Here is a 19,720-nt window from a genome sequence, read left to right on the forward strand (position 1 = left end):
CATACTGCTGGGATGACGACCGCGTACGACGCCCTCGTGCTGGCCGGCGGTGCCGCCCGGCGCCTCGGCGGGGCCGACAAGCCGGGAGTGCGGGTCGGCGGGCGGAGCCTGCTCGACCGGGTCCTCGCCGGCTGCCGCGACGCCGGGACGACCGTCGTCGTCGCCGCGCCCCGGACCACCGCCCGCCCCGTCACCTGGGCCAGGGAGGACCCGCCGGGCGGCGGCCCCCTCGCCGCCCTCGACGCGGGCCTGCGCCGGCTGGCGGAGGTGGATCCCCGGGTGCGGGGGGCCCTCGACGAGCCCGCCGACGGGGTCGCGTACGACGAAGGGGCCCGGGCGGGGGACGCCTCCCGCGCCCTCTCCACCGACTCCTCCACCGACTCCTTTGACGGCCCCTCCGCCGGCACCATCGACGCCCTCTCAGGCGCCCCCTCCGCCGACCCCGTCGTGCTCGTCCTCTCCGCCGATCTGCCGTTCTTCGGGCCCGGGGCCGCCGGGCGGCTCCTGGCGGCGGTGGGGGACGGCGCCGGGGACGGGGCGGTGTTCGTCGACGGGGAGGGGCGGGAGCAGCCGCTGGTGGCGGCGTACCGGGTCCGGGCCCTCGCGCGGGCGGTCCGGGAGGTCCGGGACGAGCGGGGCGGTCTCGCGGGGCTTCCGCTGCGGCTGGTGACCGGACGGCTGACGCTCGCACGGGTGGTCGCGGAGGGTGCGGACTCCTTCGACTGCGACACCTGGGGGGACATCGCCGCGGCCCGGGCACGGATCAGGGACCATGGGACTGTGCTGGACGAATGGATCACCGCAGTCAAGGATGAACTGGGCCTCGACCTGGACGTCGACACGGGCCTGCTGCTCGACCTCGCCCGCGACGCCGCCCACGGTGTCGCCCGGCCCGCCGCGCCGCTGACCACCTTCCTGGTCGGGTACGCGGCGGCGCGGGCCGACGGCGGGCCCGAGGCCGTGGCGGAGGCCGCCCGCAAGGCCGCGGCGCTCGCCCAGCGCTGGGCGGCCGAGCAGGACGCCGCCGGATGACGATGCGGGAGCGGCTGCCCGACGACGGGGTGGAGGACGCCCTCGCCCTCTTCGGCCGGCCCCGCGAGGACTCCCCCCGCCCCGGGGCGCACCGCGCCACCCCCTGGCCCGAGGCCCGCGCCCGCGCGGCCCGGGCCGGGCAGGCCGGGGCGGACGCGCGTGAACCCGTCCGGGTGCCGCTCGGGCAGGGCCTCGGGCGGCTGCTGGCCGAGCCCCTGCGCGCCCTCACCGACCTGCCCTCCTTCGACACCTCGGCCATGGACGGCTGGGCGGTCGCCGGGCCCGGCCCCTGGCGGACCGACCCCGAGGGCGCCGTCCTCGCCGGGCACCTCCCGGCCGACGGGCTGGCCGACGGCGACGCCGTGCGGATCGCGACCGGGGCGCGCGTCCCGCGCGGGGCGACCGCCGTGGTCCGCTCCGAGCACTCCCGCACCGACGAGGCCGGGCAGCTGCACGCCCTGCGCGAGGTCGTCCACGGGCAGGACATCCGGCCCCGGGGCCAGGAGTGCCGCAGCGGCGACCCGCTGCTGCCCGCCGGGTGCGCGGTGACCCCCGCGGTCCTCGGGCTGGCCGCCGCGGCCGGCTACGACGAGCTGGCCGTCCGCCCGCGCCCCCGCGTGGAGGTGCTGGTCCTCGGCGACGAGCTGCTCGCGGGCGGACTCCCCCACGAGGGCCTGATCCGGGACGCCCTCGGCCCGATGCTCGGCCCCTGGCTCGAGGCCCTCGGCGCGGAGGTGCTCGCCACCCGTCACGTCGGCGACGACGCCGAGGTGCTGTACGCGGCGGTCACCGGGTCCGCCGCCGACGTGGTCTTCAGCACCGGCGGCACGGCGGCCGGTCCCGTGGACCACGTCCACGCCGTGCTCGACAAGGCGGGTGCCGCGCTCCTCGTCGACGGCGTGAAGGTACGGCCCGGCCACCCCATGCTGCTGGCCCGGCTGGCGGACGGCCGCCACCTCGTCGGGCTGCCCGGCAACCCGCTCGCCGCCGTCTCCGGGCTGTTCACGCTGGCCGAGCCGCTGCTGCGCGCGCTCACGGGCGCGGATGCCGCCCCGGGCGCCGGCTCCGCCCCGTGCCGCCTGCCCGTCGGCGCGGAGGTGCCGGGGCATCCGTACGACACCCGGCTCGTCCCCGTGGTCGTGCGCGGCGGCGCGGCGGAGCCCCTGCACTACAACGGGCCCGCGATGCTGCGGGGCATCGCCGCCGCCGACGGCATGGCCGTGGTGCCGCCCGGAGGGGCACGCCCCGGGCAGCCGCTGGAGGTACTGGATCTACCCTGGCAGGTCGAGTCGGTCGAAGGGGCGGGCGGCGGAGCCCAAGGAGTGTGTTTCACGTGAAACTTCCCAGCCGGGACGTGATGGCCCGCCAGGCCGATGAGAAGGTCTCGGGTTCCAAGATCAAGCTGCCCCGGCGCGTGGTCGAGAAGCCGCTGCGGCAGGTCGGGAAGCGCCTGCTCATGGCGCTGGGCGTGCTGATCGTGACGGTCCTCATCGTCTACATCGACCGGGCCGGCTACCACGACAACGCCAACGACTCCGTCGACTTCCTCGACTGCGTCTACTACGCGACCGTCACCCTCTCCACCACCGGGTACGGCGACATCGTCCCGTACAGCGACTCGGCACGACTCGCCAACATCCTGCTGGTCACGCCGCTGCGCGTGCTCTTCCTGATCATCCTGGTCGGTACCACCCTCGAGGTCCTCACGGAGCGGACCCGCGAGGAGTTCCGGCTGAACCGCTGGAGGTCCGCCTTGCGCGATCACACCGTCATCGTCGGCTTCGGTACGAAGGGGCGGTCGGCGATCCAGACGCTGTGCGCGACCGGGCTGCGCAAGGACCAGATCGTGATCGTCGATCCCTCGACCAAGGTGATCGAGGCGGCCAACGCGGACGGCTTCGTCGGCGTCATCGGCGACGCGACCCGCAGCGATGTGCTGCTCCGCGCCGAGGTGCAGAGGGCCCGTCAGATCGTCATCGCCACCCAGCGCGACGACACCGCCGTCCTCGTCACCCTGACCGCCCGTCAGCTCAACCGCGCGGCGAAGATCGTCGCCGCGGTCCGCGAGGAGGAGAACGCGCCGCTGCTGCGCCAGTCCGGCGCCGACGCGGTCATCACCAGCGCCTCCGCCGCCGGACGGCTGCTCGGCCTGTCCGTGCTCAGCCCCAGCGCCGGCACCGTGATGGAGGACCTGATCCAGCAGGGCTCCGGGCTCGACCTGGTGGAACGCCCGGTGACCAAGGCCGAGGCGGGGCGGAGCGTCCGCGAGACGGAAGACCTGGTGGTGAGCGTGCTGCGCGGGCACCGGCTGCTCGGTTACGACGATCCCGCCGCCAGCCCGCTCCAGCTGACGGACCGCGTGATCACCATCGTGCGGGCCGCGCCGGTCACCCCGCTCACCACCCCGAGCGACGACTAGGGCCTGTACGCCTCGCCGTCCGGGGCCTGTTCGGGGCCTGTCCGGCCCGTCCCGCTCGCGGCGCGAGTAGCCTCGCCGCCATGTATGCGATCACGATTCCGGAACCCGGCGGGCCCGAGGCGCTGGTCTGGTCCGAGGTGCCCGATCCCGTGCCCGCCGAGGGCGAGGTGCTCGTCGAGGTGACGGCGAGCGCCGTCAACCGCGCCGACCTGCTCCAGCGGCAGGGCCACTACGACCCGCCGCCCGGCGGCTCCCCGTACCCGGGCCTGGAGTGCTCCGGCCGGATCGCCGCGCTCGGGCCCGGGGTCTCCGGCTGGTCGGTCGGCGACGAGGTGTGCGCGCTGCTCGTCGGCGGCGGTTACGCCGAGAAGGTCGCCGTCCCGGCCGGGCAGCTGCTCCCGAAGCCCGAGGGCGTGGACCTGGTGACCGCCGCCGCGCTGCCCGAGGTGGCCTGCACGGTCTGGTCGAACGTCTTCATGCTGGCCCACCTGCGGCCGGGCGAGACCCTGCTCGTGCACGGCGGGGCGAGCGGCATCGGCACCATGGCGATCCAGCTCGCCAAGGCGGTCGGCGCGCGGGTCGCGGTCACCGCGGGCAGCCCGGAGAAGCTGGCGCGCTGCGCCGAGCTGGGCGCGGACATCCTCATCGACTACCGCGCACAGGACTTCGTCGAGGAGCTGAGCAAGGCGACGGACGGCGCCGGGGCGGACGTCATCCTGGACATCGTCGGCGCGAAGTACCTGGAGCGGAACGTCAGGGCGCTCGCCGTCAACGGCCGGCTCGTCGTCATCGGGCTCCAGGGCGGCGTCAAGGGCGAGTTGAACCTCGGCGCCCTCATGGCCAAGCGCGCGGCCGTGCTGGCGACCACGCTGCGGTCGCGCCCGCCGGGCGAGAAGGCCGCCGTCGTGGCCGCCGTCCGCGAGCACGTCTGGCCGCTGATCGCGGCGGGCACCGTCACCCCGGTCGTCGACCGGACCGTGCCGCTGCCGGACGCCGCCGCGGCCCACCGGGCCGTCGAGTCCAGCGACCACGTCGGCAAGATCCTGCTCCGCGTGCCGGGGAAGTAGCCCCACCGGGCCCGCCACCGGCGGCCCACCGGCCCGTCGCTCCCGCCCGAGGGCAGCGAAAAGGCCCGGCACCTTCCCCGTGCCGGGCCTCGTCCTTCCCCGCTCCGCAGTCGTCTCGCTGCGGATACCCCCACCGCCTACAGATACGGTCCGGAGCCCACCGCGCGGCCGTGGCCGGGGCCGTGGTCGTCGTCATCGTCGTGGCCGGCGCCGGGCGGGAGCGCGCGGCGCATCTGCTCCAACTGGGCGCGGGCCGCCATCTGCTGGGCGAACAGCGCCGTCTGGATGCCGTGGAAGAGGCCCTCCAGCCAGCCCACCAGCTGGGCCTGCGCGATCCGGAGCTCCGAGTCGGAGGGGATGGCCTCGTCGGTGAACGGCAGGGAGAGCCGCTCCAGTTCCTCCACCAGCTCCGGTGCGAGACCGTCCTCCAGCTCCTTCACCGAGCTGGCGTGGATCTCCTTGAGCCGGACGCGGCTGGCCTCGTCGAGAGGCGCCGCCCTGACTTCCTCCAGAAGCTGCTTGATCATGCTGCCGATCCGCATGACCTTCGCAGGCTGTTCGACCATTTCCGTCACCGGGACCTCGCGGGATTCGTCGTCACCCTGAACGCCGCCGAGCGCCGTCCCGTCCTGGCCCACGATGAGGACCTGGGGGTGCTCCTGCGACCTGTCATTCCTCGGCATCTCCATGCCGCCATTCTCTCGCACACATGCCTCACCACACGGTGTGCCCCTGTACGAGGGTGATCCACCCTCGTACAGGGGCACGGCCCGGCAACGAACGCGTGTGCGGGTCCTGGGGCTGTCGGGCGGGCCGCCTAGTGGGCGGCCCGGCGGGCCAGGGAGCCGCGGGAGCGGGTCACCAGGGCGGCCAGCAGGGCGGCGCCGAGCGGCACGGCCACCAGGAGCGCGGCGAGCGTCTCCCAGGGGACGACGATCGGCACGTACGGCGGGGTATCCGAGCTCATCCAGCCCATGTCGAGATTCTGCTCGTAGAACGCGAGCTGCTCGCGCTGCTCGGTGAGCCGCAGCCCGATCGCGGGCAGCACGCCCGCGGCGGAGCCGAGGACCACGCCCATCGCGGCGACCACACCGCACTGGAAGCCGCTGAGCGTACGGCGGACCCCAGGCGGGGCACCGACCGCGGCGAGCGTCTTGAGGTCGGCCTCCGCGTCCGCCTGGGCGAGCCCGGTGGCGATGCCGGCCGCGCCGATGGTGACCAGGCCGGCGAAGACGGTCAGCGCGAGGAGGGCGAGGCTGGTCTTGCTGGTGTAGCCCTCCTCCAGGGTGAGGTCGACGTTGCTGCCCAGCTTGGCGATCTCGCCGTCCAGCTTCTGCCGCTGCTCGCCGTCGGGCAGCCGGTCGGTGGTGAAGTAAGAGCCCATCGGGACGGTGGTCAGTCCGGCGGCCTTGGCGGCGGCCGGGCTCAGGATGTTCTGCACGCCGTACGTGAGCGGGTTGCCGGGCACCTGGTACGCGGTCAGGTTCTTGACCTCGCCCGGGATCGGCTGGTTCTTCCGGGCGGCCGTGTCGGCGGCATCGGGGTCGGTGATCAGCCGGATGCCGACGGTGCCGGTCTTCTTGTCGACGTTCGTCTTCAGGAAGTTGACCATCTTGCCCTCGGCGAGGGCCTTGGCGGCGCCGGGGTCGTCGATCCCGAGGACCCCGAGGATCTCGGCGTCGGCGACCAGCAGACCGCCCTCGACGTACACCCCGCTGCCGGGGAGGGCCTGGCAGCGCCAGTCCTTGGAGGCGATCTCGCGGCGCTGCTCCTTGGTGAACTTCTCGGACGGGTCGGTGCCGTCGGGCGAGAAGGCCCACAGGGGGCACTCGTTGGCGGTCGGAATGACCACCTCGAAGCGGCCGCAGCCCTTGCCGCCGCCCCAGGGCTCGCAGCCGGGCTTGCCGACGGCGACCCGGGCGACGTCGGCGCGGACGTCCACGGGGAAGCTGCGCTCGATGGCCTCGCGGACCGCGGGCACGTCCCGGCCGCCCTCCTCGGTGACGAGCGCGGCGACGACGCCGTGCGGCAGCCGCGCCTCGTACTCGTTCCGCCCCTGGGCGTCCTGGCTGGCCGCGTAGGTGGCGACGGCGACGGTGCCGGCGACGGCGGCGAGCACGGCGGCGACGGCGGGGGCCGTGCGGCCCCGGTTGCGCACGGCGTCCCGCAGGGCGAGGCGCGGCGACAGCGGCAGCCAGCGGCCGATGCGGCCGAAGAGGCCGACCAGCACCGGGGTCAGGGCGACCACGCCGAGCTCGGCGATGGCCGAGCCGCCCGCGACGATCACGTACTGGTCGCTGACGACCGACCCGTACAGCGCGATGGCCGCGCCGAGCAGGATGGCGATGATGCCGATGACGGGCAGGACGCGGCTGGCGCGGCGGACGCCTCGGCGGCCGGTCAGGGAGGCGAGCACGGTCTGCCGGGAGGCGGTGATCGCCGGGGCGATCGCGGCCAGCAGTCCGGTGAGGATCGCCAGTCCGGCGATGCCGAGGAGTTCGAGCGGCCGGACGGTGAAGCCGCCGAACCGCTGCCCCATGACGTCCTCCAGCAGCGGCCGGAGCGCGAAGGTGAGGATCAGGGCGAGCACGGTGCCGACGACCGCCGCGGCGACGCCGATGACCAGTCCGCCGCTCAGCACGATGGCCCGGATGTGACTGCGGGCGCCGCCGTTGGCGCCGACGAGCCCGAGCTGGCGGCGCGAGCGGCGGGCGCCGACCGCGAAGGCGGGACCGGCGAGCAGGCAGATCTCCAGCATCGCCAGGCCGACGATGGTGGCGACGGCCGCGAGGACGGTGGCGTTGCCGGCCATGCTGGTGTCGAAGCTGCCCCAGCCGTCCTTCTGGTAGAGCGGGACCTCGGAGTCGGCGGGCGGGGCCAGGATCACGGCGCGGGACTCGACGACCACGCCCTTCTTGTTGATCTCCTGGACGTTGTTCCACGTGAAACCACCGGACTTCTGCACCAGATACGTGGTGGAGACGCCCTGCGCGTGGATCCCGGCCTTCTCGATGGCCTTGTTGTACGGCGCGAGGAAGGCCCCCGGCAGCACGTTGACCTGGTCCTTCTTCAGCTCGTTGGGGAGCTCGTAGGAGCCGGTGATCCGGTACGGGCGGTCGAAGCCGCGCGCGGTGAGGGTGGAGCCGACGTGCAGGCCGCTGGTCTCCAGGAAGTGCGTGCTCGCCGCGATCTCGTCGTTCTTCTCCGGGAAGCTGCCCTCCTGGAGCCGCATGATGCCACGGGCGACGGGGTCGGCGGCCTTCAGCTCGCGGACCTCGGTCATCAGCAGCCCGTGCGCGGTGGTCAGCTTGGCGCTGCCGACGCTGTCGGTGAGGACGGTGGAACCGGCCGGGATGGACGTGCGGACGTCGGTCCCGCCGTCGGGCCAGGGCTCGTCCTTGTAGTCCTTGACGGTGGTGCTCTGCTGGCCGGCCGGGTCCTGGTAGATCGGCACGCCGCTGACCCGGGCGTCTCTGAAGCGCGCGTCGGCGGCGCCTATGGAGCGTTCCGCCTTCTGCTCGGGCGGCAGCTCGGAGCTGCGCATGGTGACGGAGAAGGCGCTGACGCCGAGGATGGGCAGCGCGATCATCGCGAGGACGAGGAAGCTGCGGCCCTTGGAGCGCCAGGCGTCACGGCGGGCGATGCGGATCGCGGCCCGCCAGGAGTGGAGCCACGTGTTCACTGCTGTGCCGCCCGGCCGGTCAGGAGCGAGTCGGCCTCGCTGCGTACGGTCTGGTCGACGACGGCGCCGTCGCGCAGGAAGACGACCCGGTCGGCCCAGGCGGCGAAACGCGGCTCGTGGGTGACCAGGACGCCGGCGGCACCGGCGTCGCAGCGGCTGCGCAGCAGGGCGAGCACGGACTCGCTGGTCTCGGAGTCGAGGGCGCCGGTGGGCTCGTCGGCGAGGACGAGGCGGCGGTCGCCGACGAGCGCGCGGGCGATGGCCACGCGCTGCTGCTGGCCGCCGGACATCTCGTCGGGGAAGCGGTCGGCGAGGTGCCCGAGCTCCATCTCGGCGAGCGCGGCGAGGGCCTCGCCGCGGGCCTTGCGGGCGGAGACGCCGTCCAGCTCGCGGGGCAGGGCCACGTTCTCGGCGGCGGTGAGCGCCGGGATGAGGTTGTAGTCCTGGAAGACGTAGCCGATGCTGCGGCGGCGCAGGGCCGCGAGCTGCTTGACGCTCGCGGTGGTGATGTCGGTGTCCTCGACGATCACCTGGCCCGAGGTGGGGGCGTCGAGGCCGCCGGCGATGGTGAGCAGGGTCGACTTGCCGGAGCCGGACGGGCCCATGACGGCGACGAGTTCGCCGGGGTAGACATCGAGGTCGATGCCGCGCAGGGCGTGGACCTCGGTGGCGCCCGCGCCGTGGACGCGGGTCAGCTGCTGCAGGCGCAGCACGGGCTGCTGTGTGGACATGGCGGAATCCCCCTCGGGCGTACGCGGGCGAGGTGCCGGCCTGCGTCGGCCGGGCTCCGGCGGCGGTACGGCGACGGCGCGGGGCCGGTGCCGGGGACGGTGCCGCGGGCGGTGCCCGGTCCGGCGCGGATGCCGGTGCCGGTGCGTACGGTCTGGGTCGGTCGGATGTGCTTGCGGAGCGGTCGGAAGCGGTGCTTCGGGACGCCGGTACTTCGGTGGGGCGGTACTTCGGTAGGGCGGGTGGGTCGGCCGGGCCCTCGTGGGGCCCGCCGCGACCCGGTGGTCTGCCGGGTTACGAGACCCCCGTGGCTCCCGGCAGGGCGGAGGCGGGCGTGGCGGCGCGTGGCGGGCCCCCTGAGGCCCCCCCATGACTGCCGGGTGCCCCGGGGCCGGCCGGTCCGCCGGAGGCGCCCGAACCGGCCGCGGCGGCGACCGCCGACAGCCGGATCAGGCGTGCCTCGCAGTGGTCCAGCCAGCGGGCCTCCGCCTCGGTCTGGAAGATCAGCTGCTCCAGGACGAGCAGCCAGGCGACGTCGTCGCGCTCGCGCGCTCCCCCGCTCTCGACGGCGGTGATGGCCTGCGCCTTGAGCCGGGTGTAGTCCTGCATCGCCTTCACGGTGTGCCGGCGCTGGGACTGGATGACGTTGCGGATGTCGACCCCGGGCGCGCCGACGGCCATCGCCAGCTTGATGGCGAGTTCGTCGCGGGCGGGGCTGGTGCGGTCCACGGGCTTCTCGAACCAGGTGCGCAGCTCGCCGCGGCCCTTGTCGGTGATCGCGTAGAGCGCGTGCCCCGCGCCGTCCTCGCCGTCCTGCCCGACCATCCCGTCCCGCTCCAGGCGGGCCAGGGTCGTGTAGACCTGGCCGACGTTGAGCGGCCAGGTGGAGCCCGTGCGGGACTCGAACTCCGTACGGAGCTGCGAGCCGTAGCGAGGGCCGCGTTCGAGGAGGGCGAGGAGCCCGTGGCGGATCGACATACTCAGTATGTATACCGGGTATGCCCGAGCCGACAAGCGTCCTGAGAGGGACCTCGCGGGTCCGACTCAAGGAGGACCCGGGCCCCGGCGGCGGGCGGGGCGGGGGTCAGCGGCGCCGCATCCGCAGCCCGAGGAAGCCGATGCCGAGCCCCATCAGGGCCAGCCCGACTCCCAGCGTCAGCACGGGAATCCGCCGGTCGGACAGGTTCGCGACGGCTTCCGCGCCGATCCTCGGAGCCGCCGCCGGGAGCGCCGCGGCCGAGCCGCTCGCGGCCCCGGCGTCCGTCCCGAGTACCGCTCCGGCGGCCTCGTCGGCCGCCATCTCAGCCGTTTCGTCTGTTGCGGTTTTGATACGCGAAGGGCTTCCCGAGCCCTCCGGGGGCGTCGAGGCGGCCGGGGAACTCGGCTCCGGGGGCCGCCCCGGGTGCTCCCGCCCCTCGCCCGCCGGGCGCCCGGCGAGCGAGGCGGCGCCGCTCGGGGCGGGCCGCCCCTCGGGCGCGCGGGTGGCGGTCGCCGAGGACGGGGCGCCTGTGCTCGCGGGCGCGGAGGTGGATGTGGAGGTGGCCGCCGTGCCGGTCCCGGTCCCGTCCCCGGTGGCCGAGGGGCGCGGGAGGACGGTGGCGGCGGACGGCGGGGTCGTCCCGGTCGTCCCGGCGGCGCCGCTCGCGCCGGCGGCACCGGTCGCGGCGTCCGGCGCGGCTCCCCGGGGCGGCTCGCTCCGGGCCGGCGCCCCGGCGGACCCCGGGCTTCCGGCGGCGGCCGTGCCGCGCGCCCCACCGTGCCCGACGGCGGTCCCGGCGGTACTCACAGCCCCGGATGTCCCCGCAGCCCCACCGACGCCGCGCCCCGGTCCGCTCTCGCCGCTTCCCGCGCTGATCCCGGCCTCGTAGCCCCCGTACGCGAAGGCGGCGCCCGGGGCGGCGAAGGGCACCGCGCACGCCGTGAGACAGCAGGCGAGGACCGGGCCGAGCGCCCGTGTCCGTGCCGTGCGGAGTGCTGGAGTCACCGGGTGACCCCCTCCCGTGCCGAGCCGCCGTGTCCGTCGACTCAGCGTCACATGACGGGACGGACCCGGCATCCCGGAGCATCCGGACGGGGCCGAAGCGCCCTCCGCGCGGGAGCGCGTTTTCCTCCTGCGGCAGGCTGCGTAACCGCGGCGGGCCGCCCGCTTACGGCTGCCCGCCTACTGCGGCAGGCTGCCCGTGGAGACCTGGAGTTCGAAGTTCGCGTCCTCCGGCTTGATGTCCGTGCCCTGGCGCGGGTACTGGGTGATGACCGTGCCCTCGCCGTAGGTCGCCTCGTCGTACGGGGACTCGGACTTGATCTTCCAGCCGGCGGCCTGGATGCAGTCCTTCACCGACTGGATGTTCTTGTAGGTGAGGTCCGGCACCACGATCATGCTCGGGTCGCTGCTCGACTCGGTCGGCTCCGTGCACTTCTTCGTGGCGATGGTCTTCGTGAGGTCCGGCCCCTTGTGGCCGGGGGCGCTGCTGGTGCCCTGGCTGGGACCGTTCGCGGTGGGCGGGTCCGAGGGCTCGCGGTTGTAGAGGGAGATCCCGGTGATCACGCCGGCGACCACGAGCAGCGCGAGCGCGCCGAGGGCGAGCTTCGAGCGGTTCGACGAGGAGCCGCCGCCGGTCCCGGTCCCGGCCATGGTCACAGGCGCCTGCGGCGGCACCCCGTACGGGCCGGGGGCGGGCGCCTGGGCCTGGTAGACGGGCGGGGGCGTCTGGTAGACGGGCGGCGGGGTCGGGACCTGCTGCGGGGGGTAGCCGTACGAGGGCGCGGGCGCCGGGGTCGGTACGCCGTAGGGGCCCGGCTGCGGGGTGGGCTGGTACGGGGTCTGGACGCCGTGCGTCGAGGGCGGCGGGGTCTGGCCGACCGGCGGGAAGACGGCGGAGCCGACGCCCGCACCGCTCTGCACCGGACCGCCCGCGACGATCACCGGCGCCCCGGTCTGCCCGGCGGACAGCACCCGCAGGCACTCGTCGCGCATGGCGGCGGCGCTGGGGAAGCGCTCGTTCGGGTTCTTCTTGAGGGCGCGGGCGACCAGCGCGTCCATCGCCGGGGTCACCGCGCGGTTCACGGAGGACGGTGCGACCGGCTCCTCCTGGACGTGCGCGTAGGCGATGGCGAGCGGCGAGTCCGCGTCGAACGGCAGCCGCCCGGTCAGCAGCTGGAAGAGCATGATGCCGACCGAGTACAGGTCGGAGCGGGCGTCGACGGCGCGGCCCAGGGCCTGTTCGGGGGAGAGGTACTGCGGGGTGCCGACGACCATGCCGGTCTGGGTCATCGAGGTGACCCCGGACTGCATGGCGCGCGCGATGCCGAAGTCCATGACCTTGACCACGCCGCGCTTGGTCATCATCACGTTGCCCGGCTTGATGTCCCGGTGGACCAGGCCCATTTCGTGGCTGGTCTCCAGCGCGGCGAGCACGTCGCCGGTGACCTTCAGCGCCTTGTCGGCCGGCATCGCGCCGTACTGCCGCACGTCCGCGGCGAGCACCGAGCCGAGCGGCTGCCCCTCCACGTACTCCATGACGATGTACGGCATGACGGCGCCGTCGAGGGTGTCCTCGCCGGTGTCGAAGACCGAGACGATGTTGGTGTGGGACAGCTTCGCGACCGCCTGCGCCTCGCGCCGGAACCGTTCGCGGAACGACTGTTCGCGGCCGAGCTCGGTGTGCAGCGTCTTGATGGCGACCTGGCGGTCCAGGGCGCTGTCGTACGCCAGGTACACCGACGCCATGCCGCCCTCGCCGAGCAGGTCGCGAAGCTGGTACCGGCCGCCCGCGACCGAACCGCCCGCATAGCGGCCCTGTGCGCCGTCCTGGCTCATCTCGTGCTTCCCCCTACGCGCGCGTGGCGGCGCTGATCCCGGATTTTCCCGGCCAAGTCTGCCCGAGGGCGGTGACACGTCAAGCCGGGCGCGGGTTCGGTACCCGTTCCGTGACCCTCCGCGACCCTCCGTGGTCTTCCGGGCGCCGTCGTCCCGGGAGCGTGACGGGGGCGTGACAGGAACGGCACGGAATTTGCACAGGTGTATGCGTGGGGAGTTGGATGGCCCGTTCATCGCGGACCGTGATGTCGTACGGAGCCTGTAGCGTGACGACTGGACACGGCACCAGAGACGACGGCGAGGACTGATGGCACCCGAATCCGGAGCAGGTGGCGGTCTGCCGGACGCTTCTCCCGAGTCCTGGGGCGCCGACGGGGTGGTCGGCGACGGACGTTATCGGCTGACCCACCGCCTCGGACGCGGCGGCATGGCCGAGGTGTTCGCCGCCGAGGACGTGCGCCTCGGGCGCACCGTCGCGGTGAAGCTGCTGCGCAGCGACCTCGCCGAGGACCCGGTCTCCAAGGCCCGCTTCACGCGCGAGGCGCAGTCGGTCGCGGGCCTCAACCACCATGCGATCGTGGCGGTCTACGACTCGGGCGAGGACCTGGTCAACGGCCGCCCCGTGCCGTACATCGTGATGGAGCTGGTCGAGGGCCGCACCATCCGCGACCTGCTGATCAGCGCCGAGGCGCCGGGGCCCGAGCAGGCCCTGATCATCGTCTCGGGCGTCCTGGAGGCGCTGGCCTACTCGCACCAGCACGGCATCGTGCACCGCGACATCAAGCCGGCGAACGTGATCATCACCCACGGCGGCGCGGTCAAGGTCATGGACTTCGGCATCGCCCGCGCGCTGCACGGCGCGCAGTCGACGATGACGCAGACCGGCATGGTCATGGGCACCCCGCAGTACCTGTCGCCGGAGCAGGCCCTCGGCAAGGCCGTCGACCACCGCTCCGACCTGTACGCGACGGGCTGCCTGCTCTACGAACTCCTCGCGCTGCGTCCCCCGTTCACGGGCGAGACGCCGCTGTCGGTGGTCTACCAGCACGTCCAGGACATGCCGGTGCCGCCGTCCGAGGTGGCGCCCGCCTCGCCGCCGGAGCTCGACGGCCTGGCGATGCGCTCGCTGGCGAAGGACCCGGACGACCGGTTCCAGAGCGCCGAGGAGATGCGCGGCCTGATCCAGTACGGGCTGCAGATGCTCCAGGAGCAGGGCGGCCACACCGGTGTGTGGAACACCGGGCCGGTCGACCTGCACGGGATGCACGACCCGCACGGGATGTACGGGACGCACGACCAGATGCACACCCCGGGCGGCGGGATGGGCGGCGTCGGCGCGACGGCCGTCCTCGGCCACCCCATGGGCCACCCGATGCACCACGACACCGCGCAGGGCCCGATCCTGCCGCCGATGAACCCGGACGACGGGGGCTACGACGGCGGGCACGGCGGCCACGGCGGATACGGCCAGGACGGCACTTACGGCGGCAAGGGCGGCGGTGGCCGCCGGGCCAAGCTGCTGCTGTTCGTGGCGCTCGCGCTGGTCGCGATCGTCGCGGGTGTGGCGTACGCGATCGACAAGGCGGGCGACAAGGGCACCGGCGGCGGGACGACGCCGCCGGCGGTCTCCGACAAGCCGTCCACCGAGCCGCCGTCCCCGGACCCCTCCGACGAGCCCTCGGACCAGACCGAGCCGCCGGACTCCTCCTCGGGCGGCAACGACTACACCCACCGGCCGACGAACCGGCCCACCCAGCGTCCGACGAAGGACCCGACGCCGACGAACACCCCGTCGACCGACCCGACGGGCACGAGCGACGGCGGCACGGGCACCAACGAGGGCACCACCGAGGGGACGACCGAGGGCACCACCGAGGGGACGACGGAGGGCACCACGGACGGCTCCTCCACCGGCACCTCGACCGGCACGTCCACCGGCACCTCGACGGGCACGTCCACGGGCACCTCCACGGGTACGTCCTCGGGCACGGGCACCTCGTCCGGCACCGCGCGGGGCAGCACGGGCACGTCGACGGGCACGACCACCGGGACGGGCTGAGGCGGGGCCCGGCCGGGCCCTGTCGCCCCCCGGTCAGCCCGCGAAGGCGTCGCGCACGGCCTCGTACTCGCGGGTCCACCACACGGCCAGGGCCGATAACGCGGGGAAGAGCGGGTCGGCCCTGCGGTCCTGGTGCTGGTAGCGCCAGCGCAGGGTCCAGAAGTCGTTGAGCCGCTCCCACCAGACCCGGTCGACCGCCGCGGCCAGCTCCGCGCGGTCCGCCCCGGCCGCCCGCCGGTAGGCGCGCGCGTAGGCCCGCACCTTGTCCAGGGCGAGCTCCCCGGACGGGCGGACGAAGAAGATCGCGGCGGCCCGCACCGCCTCCTCGGCGCGCGGGCGGACGCCGAGCCGGTCCCAGTCGACGATCGCCGCGGGTTCGGCGCCCCGGTAGAGCAGGTTCAGCGGGTGGAAGTCGCCGTGCACCCAGCCGCCCTCGACGGCGGCCGGCGGGCGCCGGTGGGCGTGCCGGTCGAGCAGCGCCCGGCGCTCCCGCAGCCGGTGCTCGGCCAGCTCGTCGAAGCCGTCGCGCGGCCGGCGGGCCCGGACCAGCCGCAGCAGCTCCTCGATGAGCCGCAGGGTGTCCTCGGGGCGGGCGCTCTCGTGGCCGGTGTCCGGCGCCGGGGAGCCCATGACCCGCTCCAGGCAGGTGTGCACGTGCCCGAGGAGGCTGCCGAGGCGGCGGGAGCCCTCGGTGGACAGTTCGGCGCCCTCGCGGTGCCGGCCCTCGACCCAGGGGTGCAGCGCGTAGCAGCGCCCGCCGATGACGGCGACGGTGCGGCCCCTGGTGTCGTGCAGCGGCGGGGCGACGGGCAGCCCCAGGGCGTGCAGGCGCAGCGTGGCGCGGTGCTGCCGGGTGATGGTGTCCCGGTCGGCGGTGCGGGCGTCCAGGTGCTGTTTGAGGAAGTAGCGGCCCCGCGTGGTGGAGAGCCGGTAGCCCCGGTTCAGTAAGCCCTGGGCGACGGGCTCACAGGACAGCGGCTCGCCCGCGTCCCCGTAGCGGCGCAGCAGGGCGCCGAGCGGCGGGGCGGGCGAGGAGGCCGGGGCCGGGGCGGACGGGGCAGGCGGGGCCGGTGCGACCGGCGGGGCCGGTGGGCCCGATAAGGCCAGGGGTACAGATGAGCGCGGCACTCCGCAGATGTTAGATCACGCTACGTGGTGGAGGTGGCGTACGACGGAGGGAACGGCCGCGGGGGCCGGCGCCTCGGACGCGTAATCGAGGCTGTGCACCGTGACGAACTGGGGATCGATCCGCATGAAGACCGGGTCGAACGCCTCGTCGTCCACGGTGCGCGGCTCCCGCCCGAAGGCGGCCCGCTGCGCCTCGGTGGGTTCGATGATCTCGGCGGTGCCGGTGAACTGCACGGACCACATCGCCTCGTCGTCGGAGCCGAAGTTGTCCGTCCCGTAGGCCACCACGCTGCCGTTGCAGGCGCGGTGGTAGCCCAGGCCGCGGTGCATCCGGATCAGGACGTCGCCCTCGAACACGATGTGCCGGGCGGGGGCGACGAAAGGCATCGCCCGCATACTCGTCGCCACCCGGCCGTACGGCACACGGCTGAGCAGCTCGATGGCGCGGATCTCGTCGGTGGACATGGCTACCACTCTCCGCCACCGGCAGGTTGTCGGAAAAGGGGCCCCTGCCCCTTTTCCGGGGACGTAGGTCCCTAGTACGGGCCGTCGGGCCGCGCCACACCCGTTCGGGTGAAGGCGGCGGCCCCGGCCCGGCGTCCCGCGGCGCTCAGTGGCGCTCGGCCTGCATACGCGCCACGTACGCGGCGGCCTGGGACCGCCGCTCCATGCCGAGCTTCGACAGCAGGCTGGACACGTAGTTCTTGATGGTCTTCTCGGCCAGGTGGAGCCGCTCGCCGATGGCCCGGTTGGTCAGGCCCTCGCCGATCAGGTCGAGGATCTTCTTCTCCTGCTCGGTGAGGTTGGAGAGCCGGTCGTCGCCCTTGGGGCTGTTGCCGTCCCGCAGCCGCTCCAGCACCCGCGCGGTCGCCACGGGGTCGAGCAGCGACTTGCCGGCCGCCACGTCGCGCACCGCGTTCAGCAGCTCGTTGCCGCGGATGGCCTTCAGCACGTACCCCGAGGCCCCGGCCATGATCGCGTCGAAGAGCGCCTCGTCGTCCGCGTAGGACGTCAACATCAGGCACTTGATCGAATCGTCCTGGGAACGGACCTCACGGCACACCTCGACCCCGCTGCCGTCCGGGAGCCGGACGTCGAGCACGGCCACGTCGGGCCGGGTCGCAGGGATCCTGACCAGGGCGTCCGCGGCGGTACCGGCTTCGCCGACCACCTCGATGTCGTCCTCCACGGAGAGCAGCTCGTGGACGCCGCGCCGCACGACCTCGTGGTCGTCCAGCAGAAATACCCGGATTTTTCCTTCTTCGCGCACGCAGCCAGTCTCACATATTCGCTCTTCCCGTGCCCGGGGTGACCGGGATAACGTGCCGGGTGTTCCGGCGGCCCCTGCGGGCTGCCCCCGGATGCCCGCTGACCAGCGGCGAGTCCCCCTTTTCTCGATTTACTTGGAAATCCAAGCAAAATCGCAGGTCAAATGGGGTTTCGCGGGAATGCGGCGCTGTGGGTAACGTGCCTATGACAGGGCGCTCGCCGGGGCACCTGTCACGCCCGACCCCAGCCGCGTCGCACCCACCCCGTGCGAAGGGCACGGTGAAGGCGGAGCCGCACTGGCCTTACCGGCGAACCCGGGGGCCGGACCGACGGAGGAGCACGCACGTGACCGTGGAGAGCACTGCCGCGCGCAAGACGACGCGACGCAGCAGCGGCACCAAGCGCACCGCAAGTGCCGCGAGCGCGAAGAAGGCGACGGCGGCGCAGAGCGCAGAGCCCGAGCTCGTTCAGCTGCTGACGCCCGAGGGGGAGCGCGTCCAGCACCCCGATTACGACATCGACCTGAGCTCCGAGGAGCTGCGCGGGCTCTACCGCGACATGGTCCTCACCCGCCGCTTCGACGCCGAGGCCACCGCGCTCCAGCGCCAGGGCGAGCTGGGCCTGTGGGCCTCGCTGCTCGGCCAGGAGGCCGCGCAGATCGGCTCCGGCCGCGCCCTGCGCGACGACGACTACGTCTTCCCGACCTACCGCGAGCACGGCGTGGCCTGGGTCCGCGGGGTCGATCCGACCAACCTGCTCGGGATGTTCCGCGGCGTGAACCACGGCGGCTGGGACCCCAACACCAACAACTTCCACCTGTACACGATCGTCATCGGCTCGCAGACCCTGCACGCCACCGGCTACGCCATGGGCATCACCAAGGACGGCGCCGACTCGGCCGTGATCGCGTACTTCGGCGACGGCGCCTCCAGCCAGGGCGACGTGAACGAGGCGTTCACCTTCTCCGCGGTCTACAACGCCCCGGTCGTGTTCTTCTGCCAGAACAACCAGTGGGCCATCTCCGAGCCCACCGAGAAGCAGACCCGTGTGCCGCTCTACCAGCGCGCCCGCGGCTTCGGCTTCCCCGGCGTCCGGGTCGACGGCAACGACGTGCTGGCCTGTCTCGCGGTCACCCGCTCCGCCCTGGAGCGCGCCCGCCGCGGCGAGGGCCCGACCCTCGTCGAGGCGTTCACCTACCGCATGGGCGCCCACACCACCTCCGACGACCCGACCAAGTACCGGGCCGACGAGGAGCGCGAGGCATGGGAGGCGAAGGACCCGATCCTGCGCCTCAAGGCGTACATGGAGCGCGAGGGCCACGCCGACGCGGCCTTCTTCGAGGAGCTGGAGACGGAGAGCGAGACGCTCGGCAGGCGCGTCCGCGAGGCCGTCCGCGCCATGCCCGACCCGGGCCACCTGGCGATCTTCGAGAACGTGTACGCGGACGGGCACGCCCTCGTCGACGAGGAGCGCGCGCAGTTCGCCGCCTACCAGGCGTCCTTCGCGGACGGAGAGGCCGAGTAACCATGGCTGTTCAGAAGCTCCCCCTCGCCAAGGCGCTCAACGAGTCGCTGCGCAAGGCCCTGGAGACCGACCCCAAGGTCCTCATCATGGGCGAGGACGTCGGCAAGCTCGGCGGCGTCTTCCGCGTCACCGACGGGCTCCAGAAGGACTTCGGCGAGGACCGGGTGATCGACACCCCGCTCGCCGAGTCCGGCATCGTCGGCACCGCGATCGGCCTGGCCCTGCGCGGCTACCGGCCGGTCGTGGAGATCCAGTTCGACGGCTTCGTCTTCCCCGCGTACGACCAGATCGTCACCCAGCTCGCGAAGATGCACGCCCGCGCGCTCGGCAAGATCAAGATGCCGGTCGTCGTGCGCATCCCGTACGGCGGCGGCATCGGCGCGGTCGAGCACCACTCCGAGTCCCCCGAGGCGCTCTTCGCGCACGTCGCGGGCCTCAAGGTGGTCTCGCCCTCGAACTCCTCCGACGCGTACTGGATGCTCCAGCAGGCCATCCAGAGCGACGACCCGGTCATCTTCTTCGAGCCCAAGCGGCGTTACTGGGACAAGGGCGAGGTCGACACCGAGGCCATCCCCGGCGAGCTGCACAAGGCGCGGGTGGCCCGCGAGGGCACCGACCTCACGCTCGCCGCGTACGGCCCGATGGTGAAGACCTGCCTGGAGGCGGCGGCCGCCGCCGCCGAGGAGGGCAAGTCCGTCGAGGTCCTCGACCTGCGGACGGTCTCCCCGATCGACTTCGACGCGATCCAGACCTCGGTGGAGAAGACCCGCCGGCTGGTCGTCGTCCACGAGGCGCCGGTCTTCTTCGGCTCCGGCGCCGAGATCGCCGCCCGGATCACCGAGCGCTGCTTCTACCACCTGGAGGCCCCCGTCCTGCGGGTCGGCGGCTACCACGCGCCGTATCCGCCGGCGCGCCTGGAGGAGGAGTACCTGCCGGGCCTGGACCGCGTGCTCGACGCCGTCGACCGCTCGCTGGCGTTCTGAGGAGAGCACCG

The 19,720-nt window shown here is 73.7% G+C and carries 16 protein-coding genes; 7 read left to right on the forward strand and 9 right to left on the reverse strand.

Annotated elements, in window-relative coordinates; translation table 11 throughout:
• The first annotated feature begins 12 nt into the window (after positions 1 to 12).
• The 4 genes from AB0C99_RS00080 (at position 13) to AB0C99_RS00095 (ending at position 4,518) form a co-directional block, all read left to right on the forward strand.
• Positions 13 to 1,032 (forward strand): DUF6457 domain-containing protein, encoded by a 1,020-nt coding sequence (locus tag AB0C99_RS00080; RefSeq protein WP_362467567.1) that lies wholly within the window; start codon positions 13 to 15, stop codon positions 1,030 to 1,032.
• Positions 1,029 to 2,369: a molybdopterin molybdotransferase MoeA gene (locus AB0C99_RS00085; protein WP_362467569.1), complete on the forward strand. Its 1,341-nt coding sequence runs from the start codon at positions 1,029 to 1,031 to the stop codon at positions 2,367 to 2,369. The genes AB0C99_RS00080 and AB0C99_RS00085 overlap by 4 nt, the downstream gene beginning before the upstream one ends.
• Positions 2,366 to 3,451, forward strand: a complete 1,086-nt coding sequence (locus AB0C99_RS00090) for a potassium channel family protein (protein WP_362467570.1) — start codon at positions 2,366 to 2,368, stop codon at positions 3,449 to 3,451. Before AB0C99_RS00085 ends, AB0C99_RS00090 begins: the two co-directional genes overlap by 4 nt.
• An 80-nt stretch (positions 3,452 to 3,531) precedes the next feature.
• Complete coding sequence (locus AB0C99_RS00095) at positions 3,532 to 4,518, forward strand: NAD(P)H-quinone oxidoreductase (RefSeq protein ID WP_362467572.1); 987 nt, start codon at positions 3,532 to 3,534, stop codon at positions 4,516 to 4,518.
• Between the two features lie 137 nt (positions 4,519 to 4,655).
• Here the strand turns inward: AB0C99_RS00095 and AB0C99_RS00100 are convergent, their stop codons facing one another.
• From AB0C99_RS00100 to AB0C99_RS00125, 6 genes are all read right to left on the reverse strand, one after another.
• Positions 4,656 to 5,207 (reverse strand): bacterial proteasome activator family protein, encoded by a 552-nt coding sequence (locus AB0C99_RS00100; RefSeq protein ID WP_362467574.1) that lies wholly within the window; start codon positions 5,205 to 5,207, stop codon positions 4,656 to 4,658.
• A 128-nt stretch (positions 5,208 to 5,335) separates the two neighbouring features.
• Positions 5,336 to 8,200, reverse strand: a complete 2,865-nt coding sequence (locus AB0C99_RS00105; RefSeq protein ID WP_362467576.1) for an FtsX-like permease family protein — start codon at positions 8,198 to 8,200, stop codon at positions 5,336 to 5,338.
• Positions 8,197 to 8,931 carry an ABC transporter ATP-binding protein gene (locus tag AB0C99_RS00110; RefSeq protein ID WP_362467578.1) on the reverse strand — a complete coding sequence of 245 codons (735 nt, stop codon included), beginning with the start codon at positions 8,929 to 8,931 and terminating at the stop codon, positions 8,197 to 8,199. Before AB0C99_RS00110 ends, AB0C99_RS00105 begins: the two co-directional genes overlap by 4 nt.
• Before the next feature lie 292 nt (positions 8,932 to 9,223).
• Positions 9,224 to 9,907, reverse strand: a complete 684-nt coding sequence (locus AB0C99_RS00115; protein ID WP_362467580.1) for a PadR family transcriptional regulator — start codon at positions 9,905 to 9,907, stop codon at positions 9,224 to 9,226.
• Positions 9,908 to 10,013: 106 nt separating this feature from the next.
• Positions 10,014 to 10,715 carry a hypothetical protein gene (locus AB0C99_RS00120; protein WP_362467582.1) on the reverse strand — a complete coding sequence of 234 codons (702 nt, stop codon included), beginning with the start codon at positions 10,713 to 10,715 and terminating at the stop codon, positions 10,014 to 10,016.
• 375 nt (positions 10,716 to 11,090) lie between these two features.
• Positions 11,091 to 12,746, reverse strand: a complete 1,656-nt coding sequence (locus AB0C99_RS00125) for a protein kinase (protein WP_362467584.1) — start codon at positions 12,744 to 12,746, stop codon at positions 11,091 to 11,093.
• A 307-nt stretch (positions 12,747 to 13,053) separates the two neighbouring features.
• Between AB0C99_RS00125 and AB0C99_RS00130 the strand changes: the two genes are divergently transcribed.
• Positions 13,054 to 14,805: a protein kinase gene (locus AB0C99_RS00130; RefSeq protein ID WP_362467586.1), complete on the forward strand. Its 1,752-nt coding sequence runs from the start codon at positions 13,054 to 13,056 to the stop codon at positions 14,803 to 14,805.
• Positions 14,806 to 14,838: 33 nt separating this feature from the next.
• Here the strand turns inward: AB0C99_RS00130 and AB0C99_RS00135 are convergent, their stop codons facing one another.
• From AB0C99_RS00135 to AB0C99_RS00145, 3 genes are all read right to left on the reverse strand, one after another.
• Positions 14,839 to 15,813 (reverse strand): phosphotransferase, encoded by a 975-nt coding sequence (locus AB0C99_RS00135; RefSeq protein WP_362468084.1) that lies wholly within the window; start codon positions 15,811 to 15,813, stop codon positions 14,839 to 14,841.
• Between the two features lie 135 nt (positions 15,814 to 15,948).
• Positions 15,949 to 16,398 carry a pyridoxamine 5'-phosphate oxidase family protein gene (locus AB0C99_RS00140; RefSeq protein WP_362467588.1) on the reverse strand — a complete coding sequence of 150 codons (450 nt, stop codon included), beginning with the start codon at positions 16,396 to 16,398 and terminating at the stop codon, positions 15,949 to 15,951.
• Between the two features lie 145 nt (positions 16,399 to 16,543).
• Positions 16,544 to 17,203 carry a response regulator transcription factor gene (locus tag AB0C99_RS00145; RefSeq protein ID WP_362467590.1) on the reverse strand — a complete coding sequence of 220 codons (660 nt, stop codon included), beginning with the start codon at positions 17,201 to 17,203 and terminating at the stop codon, positions 16,544 to 16,546.
• 344 nt (positions 17,204 to 17,547) lie between these two features.
• Between AB0C99_RS00145 and pdhA the strand changes: the two genes are divergently transcribed.
• Together pdhA and AB0C99_RS00155 are read left to right on the forward strand one after the other, a co-directional pair.
• Positions 17,548 to 18,726 (forward strand): pyruvate dehydrogenase (acetyl-transferring) E1 component subunit alpha, encoded by a 1,179-nt coding sequence (pdhA, locus tag AB0C99_RS00150; RefSeq protein ID WP_362467591.1) that lies wholly within the window; start codon positions 17,548 to 17,550, stop codon positions 18,724 to 18,726.
• A 2-nt stretch (positions 18,727 to 18,728) separates the two neighbouring features.
• A complete protein-coding gene (locus AB0C99_RS00155; RefSeq protein ID WP_362467593.1) occupies positions 18,729 to 19,709 on the forward strand; it encodes an alpha-ketoacid dehydrogenase subunit beta in 981 nt (326 codons plus the stop codon).
• Positions 19,710 to 19,720 lie beyond the last annotated feature (11 nt).

The sequence above is a fragment of the Streptomyces sp. NPDC048659 genome, from assembly GCF_040650575.1.
In the GTDB taxonomy this organism is placed as follows: domain Bacteria; phylum Actinomycetota; class Actinomycetes; order Streptomycetales; family Streptomycetaceae; genus Streptomyces.